Annotated in this window: 15 protein-coding genes and 1 pseudogene; 11 read left to right on the top strand and 5 right to left on the bottom strand. The window is 63.1% G+C overall.

What is annotated here, in order from left to right; genetic code table 11:
• Positions 1-208: 208 nt before the first annotated feature.
• Together CAF78_RS14960 and CAF78_RS14955 are read left to right on the top strand one after the other, a co-directional pair.
• Positions 209-2,149, top strand: a complete 1,941-nt coding sequence (locus CAF78_RS14960; protein WP_085676415.1) for an FTR1 family protein — start codon at positions 209-211, stop codon at positions 2,147-2,149.
• A 134-nt stretch (positions 2,150-2,283) separates the two neighbouring features.
• Positions 2,284-2,736, top strand: coding sequence for a YaiI/YqxD family protein (locus CAF78_RS14955; protein WP_060477194.1), 453 nt, complete (start codon positions 2,284-2,286; stop codon positions 2,734-2,736).
• On the opposite strand, the gene elbB is transcribed toward CAF78_RS14955, so the two are convergent.
• The gene (gene elbB / locus CAF78_RS14950; protein ID WP_085676414.1) at positions 2,737-3,402 is read right to left on the bottom strand and encodes an isoprenoid biosynthesis glyoxalase ElbB; all 666 of its coding nucleotides are present in this window, start codon (positions 3,400-3,402) and stop codon (positions 2,737-2,739) included.
• A gap of 113 nt (positions 3,403-3,515) precedes the next feature.
• Between elbB and CAF78_RS28755 the strand changes: the two are divergent.
• A pseudogene (locus tag CAF78_RS28755) lies at positions 3,516-4,142 on the top strand (sterol desaturase family protein); the annotation flags it as partial.
• A 501-nt stretch (positions 4,143-4,643) separates the two neighbouring features.
• Here CAF78_RS28755 and CAF78_RS14940 read toward each other — a convergent pair.
• Positions 4,644-5,288 carry a DedA family protein gene (locus tag CAF78_RS14940; protein WP_177408541.1) on the bottom strand — a complete coding sequence of 215 codons (645 nt, stop codon included), beginning with the start codon at positions 5,286-5,288 and terminating at the stop codon, positions 4,644-4,646.
• A gap of 213 nt (positions 5,289-5,501) precedes the next feature.
• On the opposite strand from CAF78_RS14940, the gene ppk1 reads away from it, so the two are divergent.
• Positions 5,502-7,733, top strand: coding sequence for a polyphosphate kinase 1 (gene ppk1 / locus CAF78_RS14935; protein ID WP_085676412.1), 2,232 nt, complete (start codon positions 5,502-5,504; stop codon positions 7,731-7,733).
• On the opposite strand, the gene ppx is transcribed toward ppk1, so the two are convergent.
• Entirely contained in the window at positions 7,720-9,222 is a 1,503-nt protein-coding gene (gene ppx / locus CAF78_RS14930) for an exopolyphosphatase (protein WP_085676411.1), read from the bottom strand. The two genes, ppk1 and ppx, sit on opposite strands and share 14 nt — an antisense overlap.
• A 242-nt stretch (positions 9,223-9,464) precedes the next feature.
• Here ppx and trxA point away from each other — a divergent pair, with 242 nt between their 5' ends.
• The 5 genes from trxA (at position 9,465) to CAF78_RS14905 (ending at position 14,830) form a co-directional block, all read left to right on the top strand.
• The gene (trxA, locus tag CAF78_RS14925; RefSeq protein ID WP_085676410.1) at positions 9,465-9,794 is read left to right on the top strand and encodes a thioredoxin TrxA; all 330 of its coding nucleotides are present in this window, start codon (positions 9,465-9,467) and stop codon (positions 9,792-9,794) included.
• Between the two features lie 231 nt (positions 9,795-10,025).
• On the top strand, positions 10,026-11,285 hold the full coding sequence (gene rho, locus CAF78_RS14920; RefSeq protein WP_003253661.1) for a transcription termination factor Rho: 1,260 nt from the start codon (positions 10,026-10,028) through the stop codon (positions 11,283-11,285).
• 204 nt (positions 11,286-11,489) lie between these two features.
• On the top strand, positions 11,490-12,956 hold the full coding sequence (ubiD, locus tag CAF78_RS14915; protein WP_085676409.1) for a 4-hydroxy-3-polyprenylbenzoate decarboxylase: 1,467 nt from the start codon (positions 11,490-11,492) through the stop codon (positions 12,954-12,956).
• Positions 12,956-13,924 carry a CDP-6-deoxy-delta-3,4-glucoseen reductase gene (locus tag CAF78_RS14910; protein ID WP_085676408.1) on the top strand — a complete coding sequence of 323 codons (969 nt, stop codon included), beginning with the start codon at positions 12,956-12,958 and terminating at the stop codon, positions 13,922-13,924. Before ubiD ends, CAF78_RS14910 begins: the two co-directional genes overlap by 1 nt.
• Before the next feature lie 246 nt (positions 13,925-14,170).
• Complete coding sequence (locus tag CAF78_RS14905; protein WP_085676407.1) at positions 14,171-14,830, top strand: gamma-glutamylcyclotransferase; 660 nt, start codon at positions 14,171-14,173, stop codon at positions 14,828-14,830.
• 84 nt (positions 14,831-14,914) lie between these two features.
• Here CAF78_RS14905 and CAF78_RS14900 read toward each other — a convergent pair whose 3' ends face one another.
• Positions 14,915-15,892, bottom strand: a complete 978-nt coding sequence (locus CAF78_RS14900) for an NADPH:quinone oxidoreductase family protein (RefSeq protein ID WP_085676406.1) — start codon at positions 15,890-15,892, stop codon at positions 14,915-14,917.
• 169 nt (positions 15,893-16,061) lie between these two features.
• On the opposite strand from CAF78_RS14900, the gene CAF78_RS14895 reads away from it, so the two are divergent.
• A complete protein-coding gene (locus CAF78_RS14895) occupies positions 16,062-16,466 on the top strand; it encodes a flagellar basal body-associated protein FliL (RefSeq protein ID WP_085676405.1) in 405 nt (134 codons plus the stop codon).
• Positions 16,467-16,638: 172 nt separating this feature from the next.
• Here CAF78_RS14895 and CAF78_RS14885 read toward each other — a convergent pair whose 3' ends face one another.
• Complete coding sequence (locus CAF78_RS14885) at positions 16,639-17,091, bottom strand: EVE domain-containing protein (RefSeq protein ID WP_085676403.1); 453 nt, start codon at positions 17,089-17,091, stop codon at positions 16,639-16,641.
• 178 nt (positions 17,092-17,269) lie between these two features.
• Between CAF78_RS14885 and CAF78_RS28580 the strand changes: the two genes are divergently transcribed.
• Positions 17,270-17,419 (top strand): hypothetical protein, encoded by a 150-nt coding sequence (locus CAF78_RS28580; protein ID WP_177408540.1) that lies wholly within the window; start codon positions 17,270-17,272, stop codon positions 17,417-17,419.
• Positions 17,420-17,426: the final 7 nt, after the last annotated feature.

Genomic DNA, 17,426 nt, shown 5'->3' with positions numbered 1-17,426 from the left:
ATTCAATCCTTGAATGGCTTCTGGCCATCGATTGCGTTTTGCCACTATTTGGACTGCGGATTATATTCAAAGTGCCGAGCGCGCAGTGGCAAAGTGCCTTTATTTTTACAGGGACGGTCATTGAGGGGTCGTATGGCTGCCAATTTGTTGCCGAATTTTTCATGAAATCCGTCGGCAAACCTTGAGCAAGCAGGAGTGGAAGTGAACAATGTTCTCTTTCGCATTCCCTTCGAGACTGGCCATGAAAACCCGTTCCCGTCTGCTCGCCTGGTTGCCAGCTATCCTGCTCGGCCCGGTGCTGGCGCTGTGCAGTTCGCTAGTGCAGGCCGAAGCGCCCGCCGACGCCGCCAAAGCCCTGCATTTGCTGGACTATATTGGTGCCGACTACCCGCCGACCGTGGACAACGGCAAGGTGATCGAAGACGGCGAATACCGTGAGCAGCAAGAATTCGGCACAGTGCTGGCCGACCTGGTCAAAGGCCTGCCGGCCAATGCCGAGCAAGCCGGCCTGCAGCAAGGTGTGCAAGCACTTCGACAGGCCATCGACCAGCGCCAGGACGGCGCAGCGGTAGCCAGGCAGGCCCGCCAGCTGGGCGCGCGCCTGGCGGTGGCCTACGAGGTCAGCCAAGCCCCGGTGATCACCCCGGACCCGGCCCGTGGCGCCTCGCTGTATGCGCAGAACTGCGCCATCTGCCACGGCGATACCGGCGCTGGCGACGGCCCGGCGGGCGTGGGCCTGGAGCCAGCGCCTGCCAACCTGCGGGACACCGTACGCCTCGATCAGCTGAGCCTGTTCGACCTCTACAACACCCTGGCACTGGGCATCGACGGCACCGAGATGCCGTCGTTCGCCGACCAGCTGGATGAGCGCCAGCGTTGGGATGTGGCTGCCTACATCGCCAGCTTCACGGCCAAGCCAGAAGCCGCCAAAGGCGACAAGACCTGGAACATCGCCGATCTGGCCCGGCAAACGCCGGCCGAAGTCGCCGCCAATGAAGGCGCCGCCGTGGTCGAGGCATTCCGCGCCCAGCGCGCCCAGCCGCCGCAGGTCAAGCGCGGCCCTTCGCAGTTGCTTGAATACACCGCCAGCACCCTGGACAAGAGCCTGGCGGCCTACCGTGCAGGTGACCACGACCAGGCCTATGACCTGTCGGTGGCGGCTTATCTGGAAGGTTTCGAGCTGGTCGAAAGCTCGCTGGACAACATCGACACCGAAGCGCGCAAGACCACCGAAAAGGCCCTGATGGCCTACCGTCAGTCATTGCAGGACGGCCTGCCGGTCGCCCAGGCCGAACAGCGCCTGGCCGAAGCGAAAACCAAGCTCGACCAGGCGGCCAAGCTGCTGGGCAGCGATGGCCTGAGCTGGTCGCTGAGCTTCATTTCCGGCCTGCTGATCCTGCTGCGTGAGGGCCTGGAGGCGATCCTGGTTCTGGCCGCTGTGCTGGCGTTTCTGCGCAACACTGGCCAGCAATCGGCCATTCGCAGCGTCAATATCGGCTGGGGCCTGGCGCTGGTCGCGGGCTTCGCGACCTGGGCCGTGGCGGCCTATGTGATCGACGTCGGTGGTGCCCAGCGCGAGCTTCTGGAAGGCAGTACGGCCTTGTTCGCCAGCGTCATGGTGCTGTGGCTGGGCGTGTGGATGCACGACCGCCGTCACGCTGCCGCCTGGCAGGACTACATCAAGAGCAGCCTGGTCAGTGGCGGCGGGCGCTTCGGTTTTGCCGTGCTGGCGTTCTTCTCGGTGTACCGCGAGCTGTTCGAAGTGATCCTGTTCTACGAAACCCTGTGGCTGCAAGCTGGCCCGGCTGGCCACCAGGCGGTGCTGGCCGGTGGTGCCACGGCGTTGGTGCTGCTGGTGGGCCTGGCCTGGGTGATCCTGCGCGGTTCGGCGAAGCTGCCGCTGTCGCTGTTCTTCAGCATCAACGCCGGGCTGCTGTGCGCGCTGTCGGTGGTGTTCGCCGGGCATGGCGTGAAGGCGCTGCAAGAGGCGGGCGTGCTGGGTACGCGGCCGGTGGCGTTCTTCGAGTTCGACTGGCTGGGGATTCACCCTGATGTGTACTCGCTCAGTGCCCAGGCGCTGGCGCTGCTGGCGATTCTGGTGTTGTATGGGCGTAGTCGCCTGGCCGAGAAGCGCCGGGCTGCCGTTTAAAGGTTGATGCTGCTGGCCTCTTCGCGGGCAAGCCCGCTCCCACAGGAATACCTTGCTGTTCGAGCGGGTGGTGAACCTGTGGGAGCGGGCTTGCCCGCGAAGAGGCCGGTGCAGGAATGAAGAGATCTGACTGAATGCGCATCTGGATCGACGCCGACGCCTGCCCCAAGGCAGCCAAGGACCTGATCGTCAAATTCGCCCTCAAGCGCCAGCTCGAGGTGGTGATGGTCGCCGGCCAGGCCGTGGCCAAGCCGGCCTTCGCCATCGTTCGCCTGATCGTGGTGCCCAGCGGCATGGATGCAGCCGATGATTACCTGGTCGAGCACGCCGTGCCTGGCGAGCTGGTGATCTGCAGCGACGTGCCGCTGGCCGACCGCCTGATCAAGAAGGGCGTGGCAGCCCTGGACCCGCGTGGCCGCGAGTTCGACGAACGCAACATGGGCGAGCGCCTGGCCGTGCGTAACCTGTTTACCGAGCTGCGCGAGCAGGGCCAGGTCGGAGGCGGGCAGGCACCCTATGGCGAACGCGAGAAGCAGGCCTTCGCCAATGCCCTGGACCGCATCCTGACCCGCCTGAGCAGAGGCTGATCACTCCCCTTCGTGGGTCAGCTCCAGCACCCGGTCGACCAGCTTGTAGATGCCACCGGCGGCTTCGCTGATCGACTTGGCGACCATGTAGGCCGGGGTGGTGACCAGCTTGCGCTGGCTGTCTTCGACGATGTCATGCACATCGCACTCTTCATGCTTGCCACCCATCTTCTCCACGGCCGACGCAGTACCCGCGTCATTGCCGATGGTGCAGACCACGCCCGGGCCATAGATCTTCGCCGCCAGCGCCGGCGAGATGCAGATCAGGCCGACCGGCTTGCAGGCCTCGGCGAAGGCTTCGGCCAGTGCCAGCACATCCGGGTTCACGGTGCACTCGGCGCCTTCCACGGCAAAGTTGGACAGGTTCTTCGCCGCGCCGAAACCGCCGGGTACGATCAACGCGTCGAAATCCTCGGCCTTGGCTTCGCGGATATCCTTCACCTCGCCACGGGCGATGCGCGCCGACTCGGTCAGCACGTTGCGTGATTCGGGCATTTCCTCGCCGGTCAGGTGGTCGATCACGTGCATCTGCGCGATGTTAGGCGCAAAGCACTGCACCTGTGCGCCGCGCTGGTCGAGGCGCAGCAGGGTGATCACGCTTTCGTGGATTTCGGCACCGTCGTACACGCCACAGCCGGAAAGAATCACCGCTACTTTCTTGGTCATGCTCATTACTCCATTTTCGAGGCGCTAAATGTCCTCTAGTTTGGCAGATGTGGCCATAGGGATTACGGCGGGCGCATCCTAATCTCTGTGGATAACCTTCGAGAGCGTTGCCCATGGACCTGATTCTGCTGGCCGTGCCGTTCTTCTTCGTGCTGATCGCGGTGGAGCTGGTCGCCGACCGCGTGCGCGGCCAGCGCAACTTCACCCTGGCCGATTCGATCAACAGCCTCAGCACCGGCGCGCTGTCCACCAGCACCGGTCTGCTGACCAAGGGAGCAGGGCTGCTGACCTACGCACTGGCCTGGGAGCACATGGCGCTGCTGCAGTTGCCGCAGAACGCCGTGTGGGTCTGGTTGCTGGCCTTCGTGCTGTACGACCTGTGCTACTACTGGCTGCACCGCCTGGGCCATGAGCGCAACGTGCTGTGGGCGGCGCATTCGGTGCATCACCAGAGCGAGGAGTACAACCTCACCACCGCCCTGCGCCAGACCAGCAGCGGCTTCATCTTCTCGTGGATCTTCTACTTGCCGCTGGCGCTGATCGGCGTGCCGCCGGTGGTGTTCATCACCGTGGCGTCGCTGAACCTGCTGTACCAGTTCTGGGTGCACACCCGGCACATCCCCAAGCTGGGCTGGCTCGAGTGGGTGCTGATCACGCCATCCAACCATCGCGTCCACCATGCGCAGAATCCTGCCTACTTGGATCGTAACTACGGCGGTGTGTTCATTGTCTGGGATCGACTGTTCGGCACGTTCAAGGAAGAGGACCCGGCCGAGCCGGTGGTATTCGGCGTGACCACGCCGTTGGCCAGCTGGAACCCGTTGTGGGCCAACCTGCAGTTCTACGCCCAGTTGTGCAGCGACGCCCGCCGAACCCGCCGCTGGCAGGACAAGCTGCGCATCTGGTTCATGCCCACTGGCTGGCGTCCGGCCGATGTTGCGGCCGCTTATCCACAGGCAAAACAGAACCTGGCGCTGTTCCGCAAGTTCGAGATTGCCCTGGGCCGGGCGTGGCAGGTGTACGTGGCGGTGCAGTTCGTCGCCTACATCGCGCTGGGCAGCTACCTGATGGACGTGGCCGAGCGTGTGCCGAGCGCCGCTCTGGTGCTCGGCTGGTCGTTGATGGCGTTTGGCTTGTTCGTTCTGGGAGCGGCTCTGGAAAACCGGCCGTGGGCGGTGCGCCTGGAGCTGGCGCGCCTGCTGACGCTGGTGCCGGCGCTTTACCTGGCCGGCTCGCTGGGCTTAGCGGTGGTCGTGCCCGTGTTCTGGCTGCTTCTCGGTGGTTACCTGCTGCTCAGTGCTGGCGGGCTGCTCTTCTGCCGCCGCGCGGCGCTCGGCGCGGATGGTGCGAAAGCGCCGGCGCAGCCACAGCAGGCCACCCAGCAGCAACAGGCCGCCGAGCACCCATAGCTCGTACTTCTTGATGCTGCCCAGCATGCCTTCGAGGATGGCGCCGAAGTGGTAGGCCGCCAGGCCCAGTGCCAGGGCCCATACCGCGGCGCCGATACCGTTGAGCAGCAGGTAACGGCGTGGGGGGTAGCCGGACAGGCCGATGGCCACCGGCATCACCGTGCGCAGGCCGTAGACGAAGCGGAAGCTCAGCACCCAGATGTCCGGGTGGCGGCGGATGTGCTCCAGCGCCCGGTCACCCATGGCTTGCCAGCGCGGCTTGCGCGCGAGGATCTTGCGCCCGTGCCGCCGGCCCATGAAGTACCACAGCTGGTCGCCGGCGTAGCTGCCACAGAAGGCCACCAAAACCACCAGCTTGATGTCCATGTATTCGCGGAACGCAAGGAAGCCCGCAAGGACCAGAATGGTCTCGCCTTCGAAGAAGGTGCCTAGAAAAAGGGCAAAGTAGCCGAAATCCTGCAGGAATTGTTGGAGCATTTTCTGAGGTGCTGGCGAAATGAACGCGCAGCCTACCCCTTCGCGCGCATTCGTGAAAGTGTCCAAATGTGTCTCGACGTGAACAATTCCTACACGGACAATACCGGCAGCCTTAAGTCGCGGCTTGCGCGAAGCTGTAACACAGCCGTCATAATGGACGCTTATCTTGCCGCTCAATTGATCATAGGGCGTTAACGTCCTCAGGAACGTCAGATGAATAATGAAGTGCTAACCCCTGTCGCGATCAAGGACGCCCAGGCAGTCCCCGAAGAGATGGTACAGACCCCGCCGGACTTGCCCGAGGTCGTGGAGCCGGTGGTCGAAGTCGCCGCCCCGGCCCCCGCGCCGGCACCGGCCATCGCCGTCCCGAGCCTGGACGACAGCAGCCTGTACATTCATCGCGAACTTTCCCAGCTGCAATTCAACATCCGCGTGCTGGAACAGGCGCTGGATGAATCGTACCCGCTGCTCGAACGCCTCAAATTCCTGCTGATCTTCTCCAGCAACCTCGACGAGTTCTTCGAGATCCGCGTCGCCGGCCTGAAGAAGCAGATCAACTTCGCCCGCGAGCTGGCCGGCGCCGACGGCCTGCAGCCGCACCAGGCGCTGGCGCGCATCAGCGAGCTGGTGCATATCGAGGTGGAGCGCCAGTACGCGATCCTCAACGACGTGCTGCTGCCGGAGCTGGAAAAGCACGCCATCCGCTTCATTCGTCGCCGCTACTGGACGCCGAAGCTCAAGACCTGGGTGCGGCGCTTCTTCCGCGACGAGATCGCGCCGATCATCACCCCGATCGGCCTCGACCCGACCCACCCGTTCCCGCTGCTGGTGAACAAGAGCCTGAACTTCATCGTCGAGCTCGAAGGCGTCGACGCCTTTGGCCGCGATTCTGGCCTGGCGATCATCCCGGCACCGCGTCTGCTGCCACGCGTCATTCGCGTGCCGGAAGACGTCGGTGGCCCAGGCGACAATTACGTGTTCCTGTCGTCGATGATCCACGCCCACGCCGATGACCTGTTCCAGGGCATGAAGGTCAAGGGTTGCTACCAGTTCCGCCTGACCCGTAACGCCGACCTGGCGCTGGATTCCGAGGAAGTCGACGACCTCGCCCGCGCCTTGCGCGGTGAGCTGTTCTCGCGCCGCTACGGCGATGCGGTGCGCCTGGAAGTGGCCGACACCTGCCCGAAACACCTGTCGGACTACCTGCTCAAGCAGTTCAGCCTCAGCGAGAGCGAGCTCTACCAGGTCAACGGCCCGGTCAACCTGACCCGCCTGTTCAGCATCACCGGCCTCGACAGCCACCCGGAGCTGCAGTACACGCCGTTCACCCCGGCCATCCCCAAGCTGCTGCAGAACGCCGACAACATCTTCAGCGTGATCGGCAAGCAGGACATCCTGCTGATGCACCCGTTCGAGTCCTTCACGCCGGTGATCGACCTGCTGCGCCAGGCCGCCAAGGACCCGCACGTGCTCGCCGTGCGCCAGACCTTGTACCGTTCCGGGGCCAACTCGGAGATCGTCGACGCGCTGGTGGATGCAGCGCGTAACGGCAAGGAGGTCACTGCGGTGATCGAGCTGCGCGCGCGCTTCGACGAAGAGTCCAACCTGCAGATGGCCAGCCGCCTGCAAGCGGCCGGTGCGGTGGTGATCTACGGTGTGGTCGGCTTCAAGACCCACGCCAAGATGATGCTGATCCTGCGCCGCGAGCAGGGCGAGATCGTGCGTTACGCGCACCTGGGTACCGGCAACTACCACGCCGGCAACGCCCGCCTGTACACCGACTACAGCCTGCTGACCTCTGACGACGCCCTCACCGAGGACGTCGGCAAGCTGTTCAGCCAGCTGATCGGCATGGGCAAGACCCTGCGCATGAAGAAGCTGCTGCACGCGCCGTTCACCCTGAAGAAGGGCATGCTCGACATGATTGCCCGGGAGACCCAGTTCGCCCTGGAGGGCAAGCCTGCGCACATCATCGCCAAGTTCAACTCGCTGACCGACGCCAAGGTCATCAAGGCGCTGTACAAGGCCAGCCAGTCGGGCGTGAAGATCGACCTGGTGGTGCGTGGCATGTGCTGCCTGCGCCCAGGCATTCCGGGGGTTTCGCACAACATCCAGGTGCGCTCGATCATCGGCCGCTTCCTCGAGCACACGCGGGTGTTCTATTTCCTCAATGGCGGCGAAGAGCAGATCTACCTGTCCAGCGCCGACTGGATGGAGCGTAACCTCGACAAGCGTGTCGAGACGTGCTTCCCGGTGGAGGGCAAGAAGCTGTTGTTGCGGGTGAAGAAGGAGCTGGAAGGCTACCTGACCGACAACACCCACGCCTGGACCCTGCAGCCAGACGGGCGCTACGTGCGCAGCACCCCGACCGGCAACCAGAACCCGCGCAGTGCCCAGGCGACCCTGCTGGAGCGCCTGAGCAACCCGGTCCTCAACGTACGCTGAGGACGAAGCCGACCCGGGCCAGCCACTCCGCCTCGTTGGCGAAGTCGGCCTGGGTCAGCTGGTTCTGCTCAAGCCAGCCTTCCGGGAACACCACCTCGAGGCTGCTTTCGCCGGCCTGCAGGTTGACCTTGGGCATCTGCTGGTTGCCACGGATGTGGTGGAACAGGATGGCGAAGCGCAGCAGCACGCACAGGCGAATCAGTTGCACGGCGTCGTCGCCGAATTCCGTGAACTTGTCCTTGGGGATGTTGCGGCGATGGCCGCGCACCAGCAGGGCCATCATCTGCTGCTCGTCCCGTGAGAAGCCGGCCAGGTCGGAGTGCTCGATCAGGTAGGCGCCGTGCTTGTGGTAGTGGTAGTGAGCGATATCCAGCCCGATTTCGTGGATTTTCGCCGCCCAACCCAGCAGATCGCGCCAGTTTCCGTCTTCAAGCTGCCATGCCTTGGCCACCTGGTCGAAGGCGTTCAAGGCCTTGCGCTCGACGCGCGCTGCCTGCCCCTGGTCGACGTGATAACGCTCCATCAGCGAGTTGAGGGTGCGCTCGCGCACATCCTCGTGGTGATGGCGGCCAAGCAGGTCGAACAGCACGCCTTCGCGCAGCGCGCCGTCGCAATGCTCCATGCGTTGCAGTTCCAGGGCGTCGAAGATCGCCTCGAGAATCGCCAGGCCGGCCGGGAAGATGGTGCGCCGGTCAGGCTTGATGCCTTCGAAGTCGATCTTGTCGACTTCGCCCAGCTTGAACAGTTTGCGCTTGACCCAGGCCAGGCCCTCGGCATTGACCTCGCCGTTGCCCAGGCCGCCGGCCTTGATCGCCGCGCCGATGGCGCGGATAGTGCCGGACGAGCCGATGGCCTCGTCCCAGGTCAGGCGATGCAGGGCGTTTTCGATGCTCATCAGCTCCAGGCGTGCGGCGGTGTAGGCCTGGGCGTAGCGCGCCGGGGTGATCTTGCCGTCACGGAAGTAGCGCTGGGTGAAGCTCACGCAGCCCATCTGCAGGCTTTCGCGCAGCAGCGGCTCGAAGCGCTGGCCGATGATGAACTCGGTACTGCCGCCGCCGATGTCGGCGACCAGGCGCTTGCCGGGGGTATCAGCCAGGGTGTGCGACACACCGAGGTAGATCAGGCGCGCCTCTTCACGGCCGGAGATGACCTCCACCGGGTGGCCGAGGATGGCTTCGGCACGCTGGATGAATTCGTTGCGGTTGCGCGCTTCGCGCAGGGCGTTAGTGCCGACGATGCGCACGGAGCCTGCCGGCATGCCGTTGATCAGTTGGGCAAAACGCTTGAGGCATTCCAGGCCTCGCTCCATGGCTTCTTCGCTGAGCTTGCGCTCTTCGTCGATGCCGGCGGCCAGCTGAACCTTCTCGCCGAGGCGCTCGAGAATGCGGATCTCGGTGTGGTGCGCCTTGGCCACGACCATGTGGAAGCTGTTGGAGCCCAGGTCGATGGCGGCGATCAGGGACAGGTTCTTCGCGGAGGTATGCGGCATTCTGTGTGTTCTCGGTCGGTAACCCGGCAATCGTGCCACGATCCTTGGCTGACGCCAACGCGCACCACACCGGGCCTTGATGCAAGGCAATGTGCCATTCGATGCTATGACACTTGTGTGACAGTTTCGATTCGCGGCGTCTTGCACAACTATAGTTACACTCAATCGTCCGTGACTTCCTGTAGGGCCTGGGTGCGGCTATCATGGGCCACGTTTTTTTGCTTACGACCCTGGAGATATCCATGAGCAGCGATCTGATCAAACACGTCACCGACGCCACCTTCGATGCCGAAGTCCTGCAGGCTCAAGGCCCGGTGCTGGTCGACTACTGGGCTGAATGGTGCGGTCCATGCAAGATGATCGCTCCGGTTCTGGACGACATCGCCGCTACCTACGAGGGCAAACTGACCGTCGCCAAGCTGAACATCGACGACAACCAGGAAACCCCGGCCAAGCACGGCGTGCGCGGCATCCCGACCCTGATGCTGTTCAAGAACGGCAACGTCGAAGCCACCAAGGTCGGCGCCCTGTCCAAATCGCAGCTGGCCGCGTTCCTCGACGCCCACCTGTGATGTGATGTGAAAAAGCCCCGCAAATGCGGGGTTTTTCTTTTTCAGAGCACTAGACGCAGAAAAAAGCAAGTGTTACATTCGGCCTCGCACTGCTTCTCCAGTGCCCTCTGCACGCCGTCGCCGAAGCATCCCTAATTCGAATCAGTACGCGATCCTGTCGCCATCTAGCGGCGCGGCTTCATTAAGCCAAAGCTTAATTCTCCCTTCTTACATGATTACGTCATTCCCCTTATGAACCTGACTGAACTCAAGCAAAAGCCGATTACCGATCTTTTGGAAATGGCCGAACAGATGGGCATCGAAAACATGGCCCGTTCGCGCAAACAGGACGTGATTTTCGCCCTGCTGAAGAAGCACGCGAAAAGCGGCGAAGAGATCTCGGGTGACGGCGTGCTGGAGATTCTCCAGGATGGTTTCGGTTTCCTGCGTTCGGCTGATGCGTCCTACCTGGCCGGCCCCGACGACATCTACGTCTCGCCAAGCCAGATCCGCCGCTTCAACCTGCGTACCGGCGACACCATCGTCGGCAAGATCCGCCCACCGAAGGAAGGGGAGCGTTACTTCGCCCTGCTGAAGGTCGACACCATCAACTTCGACCGCCCGGAAAACGCGAAGAACAAGATCCTGTTCGAAAACCTGACGCCGCTGTTCCCGAACAAGCGCCTGAAGATGGAAGCCGGCAACGGCTCCACCGAAGACCTCACTGGTCGCGTCATCGACCTGTGCGCCCCGATCGGCAAAGGCCAGCGTGGCCTGATCGTCGCTCCGCCAAAAGCCGGCAAGACGATCATGCTGCAGAACATCGCGGCGAACATCACCCGTAACAACCCTGAGTGCCACCTGATCGTCCTGCTGATCGACGAGCGCCCGGAAGAAGTGACCGAAATGCAGCGCACCGTGCGCGGCGAAGTGGTTGCCTCGACCTTCGACGAGCCGCCAACCCGCCACGTGCAGGTTGCCGAAATGGTCATCGAGAAGGCCAAGCGCCTGGTCGAGCACAAGAAGGACGTGGTCATCCTGCTGGATTCCATCACCCGTCTGGCACGTGCCTACAACACCGTGATCCCGAGCTCCGGCAAGGTGCTGACCGGTGGTGTCGACGCCCACGCCCTGGAGAAGCCGAAGCGCTTCTTTGGCGCCGCGCGTAACATCGAAGAAGGCGGTTCGCTGACCATCATCGCCACCGCGCTGGTCGAAACCGGCTCGAAGATGGACGAAGTGATCTACGAAGAGTTCAAGGGTACCGGCAACATGGAACTGCCCCTGGACCGTCGTATCGCCGAGAAGCGCGTCTTCCCGGCCATCAACATCAACCGTTCCGGTACTCGCCGCGAAGAGCTGCTGACTGCTGACGACGAACTGCAGCGCATGTGGATCCTGCGCAAGCTGCTGCACCCGATGGACGAGATCGCCGCCATCGAGTTCCTGGTCGACAAGCTCAAGCAGACCAAGACCAACGACGAGTTCTTCCTGTCGATGAAGCGCAAGTAAGCGTTTCTAGCTGGAATTGATTGGGGCCGCTTCGCGCCCCTTCGCGGGCACGCCCGCTCCCACAGGTTCAGTGCGATCCTAATGGGAGCGGGCGTGCCCGCGAAGGGCTGCGAAGCGGCCCCAGTGCATTTTTGCCCCCCAACAAAGCCCGAACGGCGCTACACTCTGCACCCCCGACCGATACGGCCAACACGAGGCTCATGCATGCAGTATCGCGATTTGCGCGACTTCATTCGTGGCCTGGAGCAGCGCGGTGAACTCAAGCGCATCCAGGTTCCGATTTCCCCAGTCCTGGAAATGACCGAGGTCTGCGACCGCACCCTGCGCGCCAAGGGCCCGGCGTTGCTGTTCGAAAAGCCCACGGGCTTCGACATCCCGGTGCTGGGCAACCTGTTCGGCACGCCCGAGCGCGTGGCCATGGGCATGGGCGCCGAGTCGGTCGACGAACTGCGCGAAATCGGCAAGCTGCTGGCCTTCCTCAAGGAGCCCGAGCCGCCGAAAGGCCTGAAGGACGCCTGGTCCAAGCTGCCGATCTTCAAGAAGGTCGTGTCGATGGCGCCGAAGGTGGTCAAGGACGCGGTGTGCCAGGAAGTGGTCATCGAGGGCGATGACGTCGACCTCGGCCAGCTGCCGATCCAGCACTGCTGGCCGGGCGACGTGGCGCCGCTGATCACCTGGGGCCTGACTGTGACCCGCGGCCCGAACAAGGACCGCCAGAACCTGGGCATCTACCGCCAGCAGGTGATCGGCCGCAACAAGGTGATCATGCGTTGGCTGAGCCACCGCGGCGGCGCCCTGGATTATCGCGAGTGGTGCGAGAAGAACCCGGGCCAGCCATTCCCGGTCGCCGTGGCCCTGGGCGCTGACCCGGCCACCATCCTTGGCGCCGTGACGCCAGTGCCGGACACCCTCTCCGAGTACGCCTTCGCCGGCCTGCTGCGCGGCAACCGTACCGAGCTGGTCAAGTGCCGTGGCAGCAACCTGCAGGTGCCGGCAACCGCCGAGATCATCCTCGAAGGGGTGATCCACCCCGGCGAAATGGCCCCGGAAGGCCCGTATGGTGACCATACCGGTTACTACAATGAAGTGGACAGCTTCCCGGTGTTCACCGTCGAGCGCATTACCCACCGGCACAAGCCCATCTACCACAGCACCTACACCGGCCGGCCGCCGGATGAGCCGGCGATTCTCGGTGTGGCGCTGAACGAAGTGTTCGTGCCGATCCTGCAGAAGCAGTTCCCGGAGATCGTCGACTTCTACCTGCCACCGGAAGGCTGCTCGTACCGCATGGCGGTGGTGACCATGAAAAAGCAGTACCCGGGCCACGCCAAGCGCGTGATGCTGGGTGTGTGGTCGTTCCTGCGACAGTTCATGTACACCAAGTTCGTTATTGTCACCGACGACGACATCAACGCCCGCGACTGGAACGATGTGATCTGGGCCATTACCACGCGCATGGACCCCAAGCGTGATACGGTGATGATCGACAACACGCCGATCGATTACCTGGACTTCGCGTCGCCGGTATCGGGGCTGGGGTCGAAGATGGGCCTGGATGCCACGCACAAGTGGCCGGGCGAGACTACACGCGAATGGGGCCGGGTCATCGTCAAGGACGAGGCCGTCACCCGCCGTATCGATGAGCTGTGGGATCAGTTGGGAATAGATTGATGCAGGTAACGTTGCAGCCGTCCGGGGCGGTGCTGGCGCTCGAACCCGGGGAACGGATCCTGGATGGAGCGCGGCGGCTGGGCTATGACTGCCCGAACAGCTGCCGCAATGGCAATTGCCATGTCTGCGCCGCGTTGTTGGTCGAAGGAAGCGTGCGTCAGGACGGTGAAGTCCGTGACCATGGCGAGTTGTTCACCTGCATTGCCGAACCGCTGGAGGACTGTGTGTTGCTCTGGGATGGTGTGCTCGCCCTGGGCGAGCTGCCAGTGCGCAAGCTGGCGTGCAGCGTAAGCGAATGCGTCGAGGTCGGTGGCGACGTCTGGCGCGTGCGCCTGCGTGCGCCGGCCGGCAAACCGCCGCGTTACCACGCCGGGCAATACTTGATGATCGAGCGTGAGGGCGGCAAGCAGGCGGCCTTCTCGCTGGCCTCTGCGCCGCATTCCGGGCGAGATCTCGAGCTGCACGTGCTGGTTCGCGAACCCAGCGCCCAGCAACTGTTGGCACAGTTGCAGCGCGACCGCGTGGCGCGCATCGAAATGCCGTTTGGCGATACCCACCTGGCCGAGTTGCCTGACGGGCCGCTGGTGCTGATTGCCGCTGGTACCGGCATGGGCCAGATGCACAGCCTGGTCGAACATTGCCGCGCCCAAGGCTTCAAGCACCCGGTGCACCTGTACTGGGGTGTGCGTCGTCCGGAAGACTTCTACAGCATCGAGCATTGGGCCGAATGGCAGCGCTTGCCCAACCTGTTCCTGCACAAGGTGGTCAGTGACCTGTGTGGCTGGGAAGGGCGCTGCGGCATGCTGCATGAGGCGGTGTGCGAGGACGTTAAGGACCTCAACAGCGTGCATGTGTATGCCAGTGGCTCGCCGAACATGGTCTATGCCACGCTCGACGCCCTGGTCGAGGCTGGCATGGATGCGCATCGCATGCGTGCCGATGTGTTTGCCTACGCACCACGCGGTTAATAACCGAAGTTTCAACTAGTGGGTATAAGGCGGTAATTGTTACCGCCTGCGCCACTAACTTTCACCGCCCTCGAAACAATACTTCCCAGTCGTCGGAACTGTGCGTGAAACTTGCGCACAGGGGCTTGAGCATTCTCCTGTTTCTATCCTATGGTTAATGCAAGCGCCCCTGGCGCGGCGGCGCAGGCCGCATGGCACACGACTCTCGCTACGTCTGTAGTACACGGGGAATAATGGCGGCAGCTTATGTCGGCACTTGAAAGTTTGTCCTGGGAAGTTGCTTATCCACCGTCGCTCGACTTTGGTCAGCAACTGACCCGTGAGCAATTGCTCAACTCCATGCAAACGACCATGTCTCGCCATGAGGGTGGCCCGGTCTGGTTGTTCGCCTATGGCTCGTTGATCTGGCGCCCGGAATGCAACTCCGTGGAACGCCAGCGGGCGCGAGTGCATGGTTATCACCGCGGGTTGTACCTGTGGTCGCACGAGCACCGGGGCACGCCGGAAACGCCAGGCCTGGTGTTCGGGCTTGATCGCGGCGGCTCGTGCAGCGGTTTTGCCTACCGCCTGGATGAAAGCAACCTCGACGCTTCGCTGATGGCCCTTTGGCAGCGGGAAATGCCTTATCCGGCCTATCGGCCGCACTGGCTCACGTGCCGGCTGGGTGATGGCAGCAAGGTGCAGGCGCTGGGGTTCGTGCTGGAGCGGCACCTGCCGTGCTATGCAGGCAACCTGCCGGACACCTTGCTCAGCCAGATTCTGGCCAGTGCCAAGGGGCGTTATGGCACCACGCGGGATTATGTCGAGCAGACCCTGGATGCGCTGCGCAGCCACCAGATGCCGGATCGCAACCTCGAAGCTCGGTTCAGGCGTTGCCATAACCTGCACGGGCCTCTTCGCGGGTGAACCCGCTCACACGAAAGCACACAACCCTCAAGGCCTGTGCGGTCCATGTGGGAGCGGGCTTGCCCGCGAAGAGGCCGGACCTGCCTACTGGGCCAGTACCACCAACTTACCCACAGCCCGCCGCTGCCCAAGTGCTTCAATTGCAGCCCCGGCTTCAGCCAGTGGATAAGTCCTGGACACCAATGGCTTCAACTTGCCTTCGGCATGCCAGGCAAACAACTGACGGAAGTTCGCGGCATTGTCCTCTGGCTGGCGCTGGGCAAACGCGCCCCAGAACACCCCAAGTACCGCCGCACCTTTGAGCAGCACCAGGTTCGCCGCCATCTGCGGGATCGTCCCGCTGGCAAACCCAACCACCAGCAGCCGGCCCTGCCATGCCAAGCCGCGCACGGCCTGGTCGAACAGCTCGCCACCCACCGGGTCGTAGATCACATCGACGCCCTGGCCGCCGGTCAGGCGCTTGATCTCCTCCTTGAGGCTGGCCTGGCTGTAGTCGATCAGTTCGTCAGCCCCCGCAGCCTTGGCTACGGCGAGTTTCTCGGCGCTGCTGGCTGCGGCGATCACTTTTGCCCCCATGGCCTTGCCGATCTCCACCGCCGCCAGGCCAACCCCACCAGATGCACCGAGCACCAGCAGGGTTTCGCCGGGTTGCAGCTGGCCGCGCTGCTTGAGCGCATGCATCGAGGTGCCATACGTCATGCCGAACGCGGCGGCAGTGGCAAAATCCATGTGCTCGGGAATCGGCATCACGTTGTAGAACGGCACCGCCACCTGCTCGGCGAATGCCCCCCAGCCGGTCAGGGCCATCACCCGGTCGCCCACCTTGAAGGTGCCGGCCCGTTCGCCGACCGCAGCGACCACGCCTGCAGCCTCGCCACCCGGCGAGAATGGCAGGGGTGGCTGGAACTGGTATTTGCCTTCGATGATCAGCGTGTCGGGGAAGTTGACCCCGGCAGCCTGCACGTCGAGCAGGATCTCGTTCTTCTTCGGCACAGGGCTGGCCACGTCTTCCAGCACCAGGTCGCGGGCCGGACCCAGGGTTTTGCACAACACAGCTTTCATCGGGGCTATTCCTTTGCGTGTAGTGGCCGATAAGTGTAGGAGGGGCACCTGCCGGGTCAACGAGCATGCCCCGCCCTGATGTGCTGGTATAAGTGCTGGCACAAGCCCGGGCTTGGGTTTGGCCGGCATGCTGGGTAAGCTGGCGCCAACTGTTTCTAGGAGCGAATTCGTGAAAGCGTGGATCTTGATGGTACTGGCGCTGATGCTGCCAGCGGCGGCCATGGCCGAGGAAGCCAAGGAAGGGGAGCCGAAGGTTTCCTACATCACCCTGAGCCCGCCCTTCGTCGGCAACTATGCCCTCGATGGCAGCCCCAAGCTGCGCGTATACAAGGCTGATGTGGCCCTGCGCGTGACGGGCGATGCCGCAGCAGCTGCGGTCAAGCACCAGGAACCACTGATCCGCAACCAGTTGGTGGCACTGTTCACCCAGCAGACGGTAGATGCCATGAGCAACGTCGATGCCAAGGAGAAGCTGCGCCAGGAAGCGTTGAAGCAAGTGCAGCAGGTGATGGAAGCGGAAGAGGGCAAGCCGATTGTCGAGGATCTGCTGTTCAATAACCTGATCGTGCAGTGAGTCGAACCTCACGGGCTCCTCGGGGGATGTGGTCGAAACGCTGAAGCTAGCGCGATCACTGTGGGAGCGGGTTTACCCGCGAAGAATCCAGCGCAGTTTATGGCACCGGCTCCGCCGGTGTTCGCGGGTAAACCCGCTCCCACAGGAAATGCGTCGGGGCCGGCGAGTGCGTTCAGCGCGCCAGCGCGATGATCGCCGCCCACTGCTCTTCAGTCACCGGCATCACCGACAACCGCGTGCCTTTCTGCACCAGCGGCAACTCCGCCAGCGCACTCTGCTGCTTCAGCAAACCCAGCCCCAGCACCTGGCGGAATGTCTTCACGTGGGCCACGTCCACGGCGCTCCATGGGTTCTTCTCGGCATTGGCCTTGGCGTCGAAGTAGTGGCTTTCCGGGTCCAGTGCCGTCGGGTCCGGGTAGGCCGCTTTCGTGATCCGGGCGATGCCGGCAATACCCGGTTGTGGGCAGCTGGAGTGGTAAAAGAAGAACTCGTCGCCCTCGCTCATGGCCCGCATGAAATTGCGTGCCTGGTAGTTGCGTACGCCATCCCAGCGCGCCTCGCCCAGGCGACCCAGGCCTTCGATCGAGAGCTCGTCGGGCTCGGACTTCATCAGCCAATAGGCCATGGATACTGCTCCTGAAAAGGTTTGAAATAACCTGTTGCACGAAACCGACAGCCGGTTGGCGTCAACGTTTGCGTGACGACTCAGGTTGTCGGAAAATGCGCCGATTTTAAAGCTAGACGCTCCGGCGGCACCTAGAAGGTCGCCGAGCCTGAACGTATGCCTAGGGGGGCATTCTTCGATGAATCAACGCAAACCGGATCTACTGTGGATTCTGGTCTTCATCTTTGGACTTGGTGTGGTCACCACCGGTTATGCCCAGGGCATCTGGGAGAAAAAGCTGGATACTGCCTACCAGACGCCGGTCGACGCCAACCCGCAGCAACGCTGATGCCCCC

The sequence above is a fragment of the Pseudomonas sp. R28(2017) genome (assembly GCF_002112505.1).
Classification (GTDB): Bacteria; Pseudomonadota; Gammaproteobacteria; order Pseudomonadales; family Pseudomonadaceae; genus Aquipseudomonas.
This window is presented reverse-complemented; position numbering and strand designations above follow the sequence as displayed.

Coding starts and splice junctions, on each gene's coding strand:
- CAF78_RS14960 (WP_085676415.1), top strand. CDS start 209: ATGTTCTCTTTCGCATTCCCTTCGAGACTGGCCATGAAAACCCGTTCC.
- CAF78_RS14955 (WP_060477194.1), top strand. CDS start 2,284: ATGCGCATCTGGATCGACGCCGACGCCTGCCCCAAGGCAGCCAAGGAC.
- elbB (WP_085676414.1), bottom strand. CDS start 3,402: ATGACCAAGAAAGTAGCGGTGATTCTTTCCGGCTGTGGCGTGTACGAC.
- CAF78_RS14940 (WP_177408541.1), bottom strand. CDS start 5,288: ATGCTCCAACAATTCCTGCAGGATTTCGGCTACTTTGCCCTTTTTCTA.
- ppk1 (WP_085676412.1), top strand. CDS start 5,502: ATGAATAATGAAGTGCTAACCCCTGTCGCGATCAAGGACGCCCAGGCA.
- ppx (WP_085676411.1), bottom strand. CDS start 9,222: ATGCCGCATACCTCCGCGAAGAACCTGTCCCTGATCGCCGCCATCGAC.
- trxA (WP_085676410.1), top strand. CDS start 9,465: ATGAGCAGCGATCTGATCAAACACGTCACCGACGCCACCTTCGATGCC.
- rho (WP_003253661.1), top strand. CDS start 10,026: ATGAACCTGACTGAACTCAAGCAAAAGCCGATTACCGATCTTTTGGAA.
- ubiD (WP_085676409.1), top strand. CDS start 11,490: ATGCAGTATCGCGATTTGCGCGACTTCATTCGTGGCCTGGAGCAGCGC.
- CAF78_RS14910 (WP_085676408.1), top strand. CDS start 12,956: ATGCAGGTAACGTTGCAGCCGTCCGGGGCGGTGCTGGCGCTCGAACCC.
- CAF78_RS14905 (WP_085676407.1), top strand. CDS start 14,171: ATGTCGGCACTTGAAAGTTTGTCCTGGGAAGTTGCTTATCCACCGTCG.
- CAF78_RS14900 (WP_085676406.1), bottom strand. CDS start 15,892: ATGAAAGCTGTGTTGTGCAAAACCCTGGGTCCGGCCCGCGACCTGGTG.
- CAF78_RS14885 (WP_085676403.1), bottom strand. CDS start 17,091: ATGGCCTATTGGCTGATGAAGTCCGAGCCCGACGAGCTCTCGATCGAA.
- CAF78_RS28580 (WP_177408540.1), top strand. CDS start 17,270: ATGAATCAACGCAAACCGGATCTACTGTGGATTCTGGTCTTCATCTTT.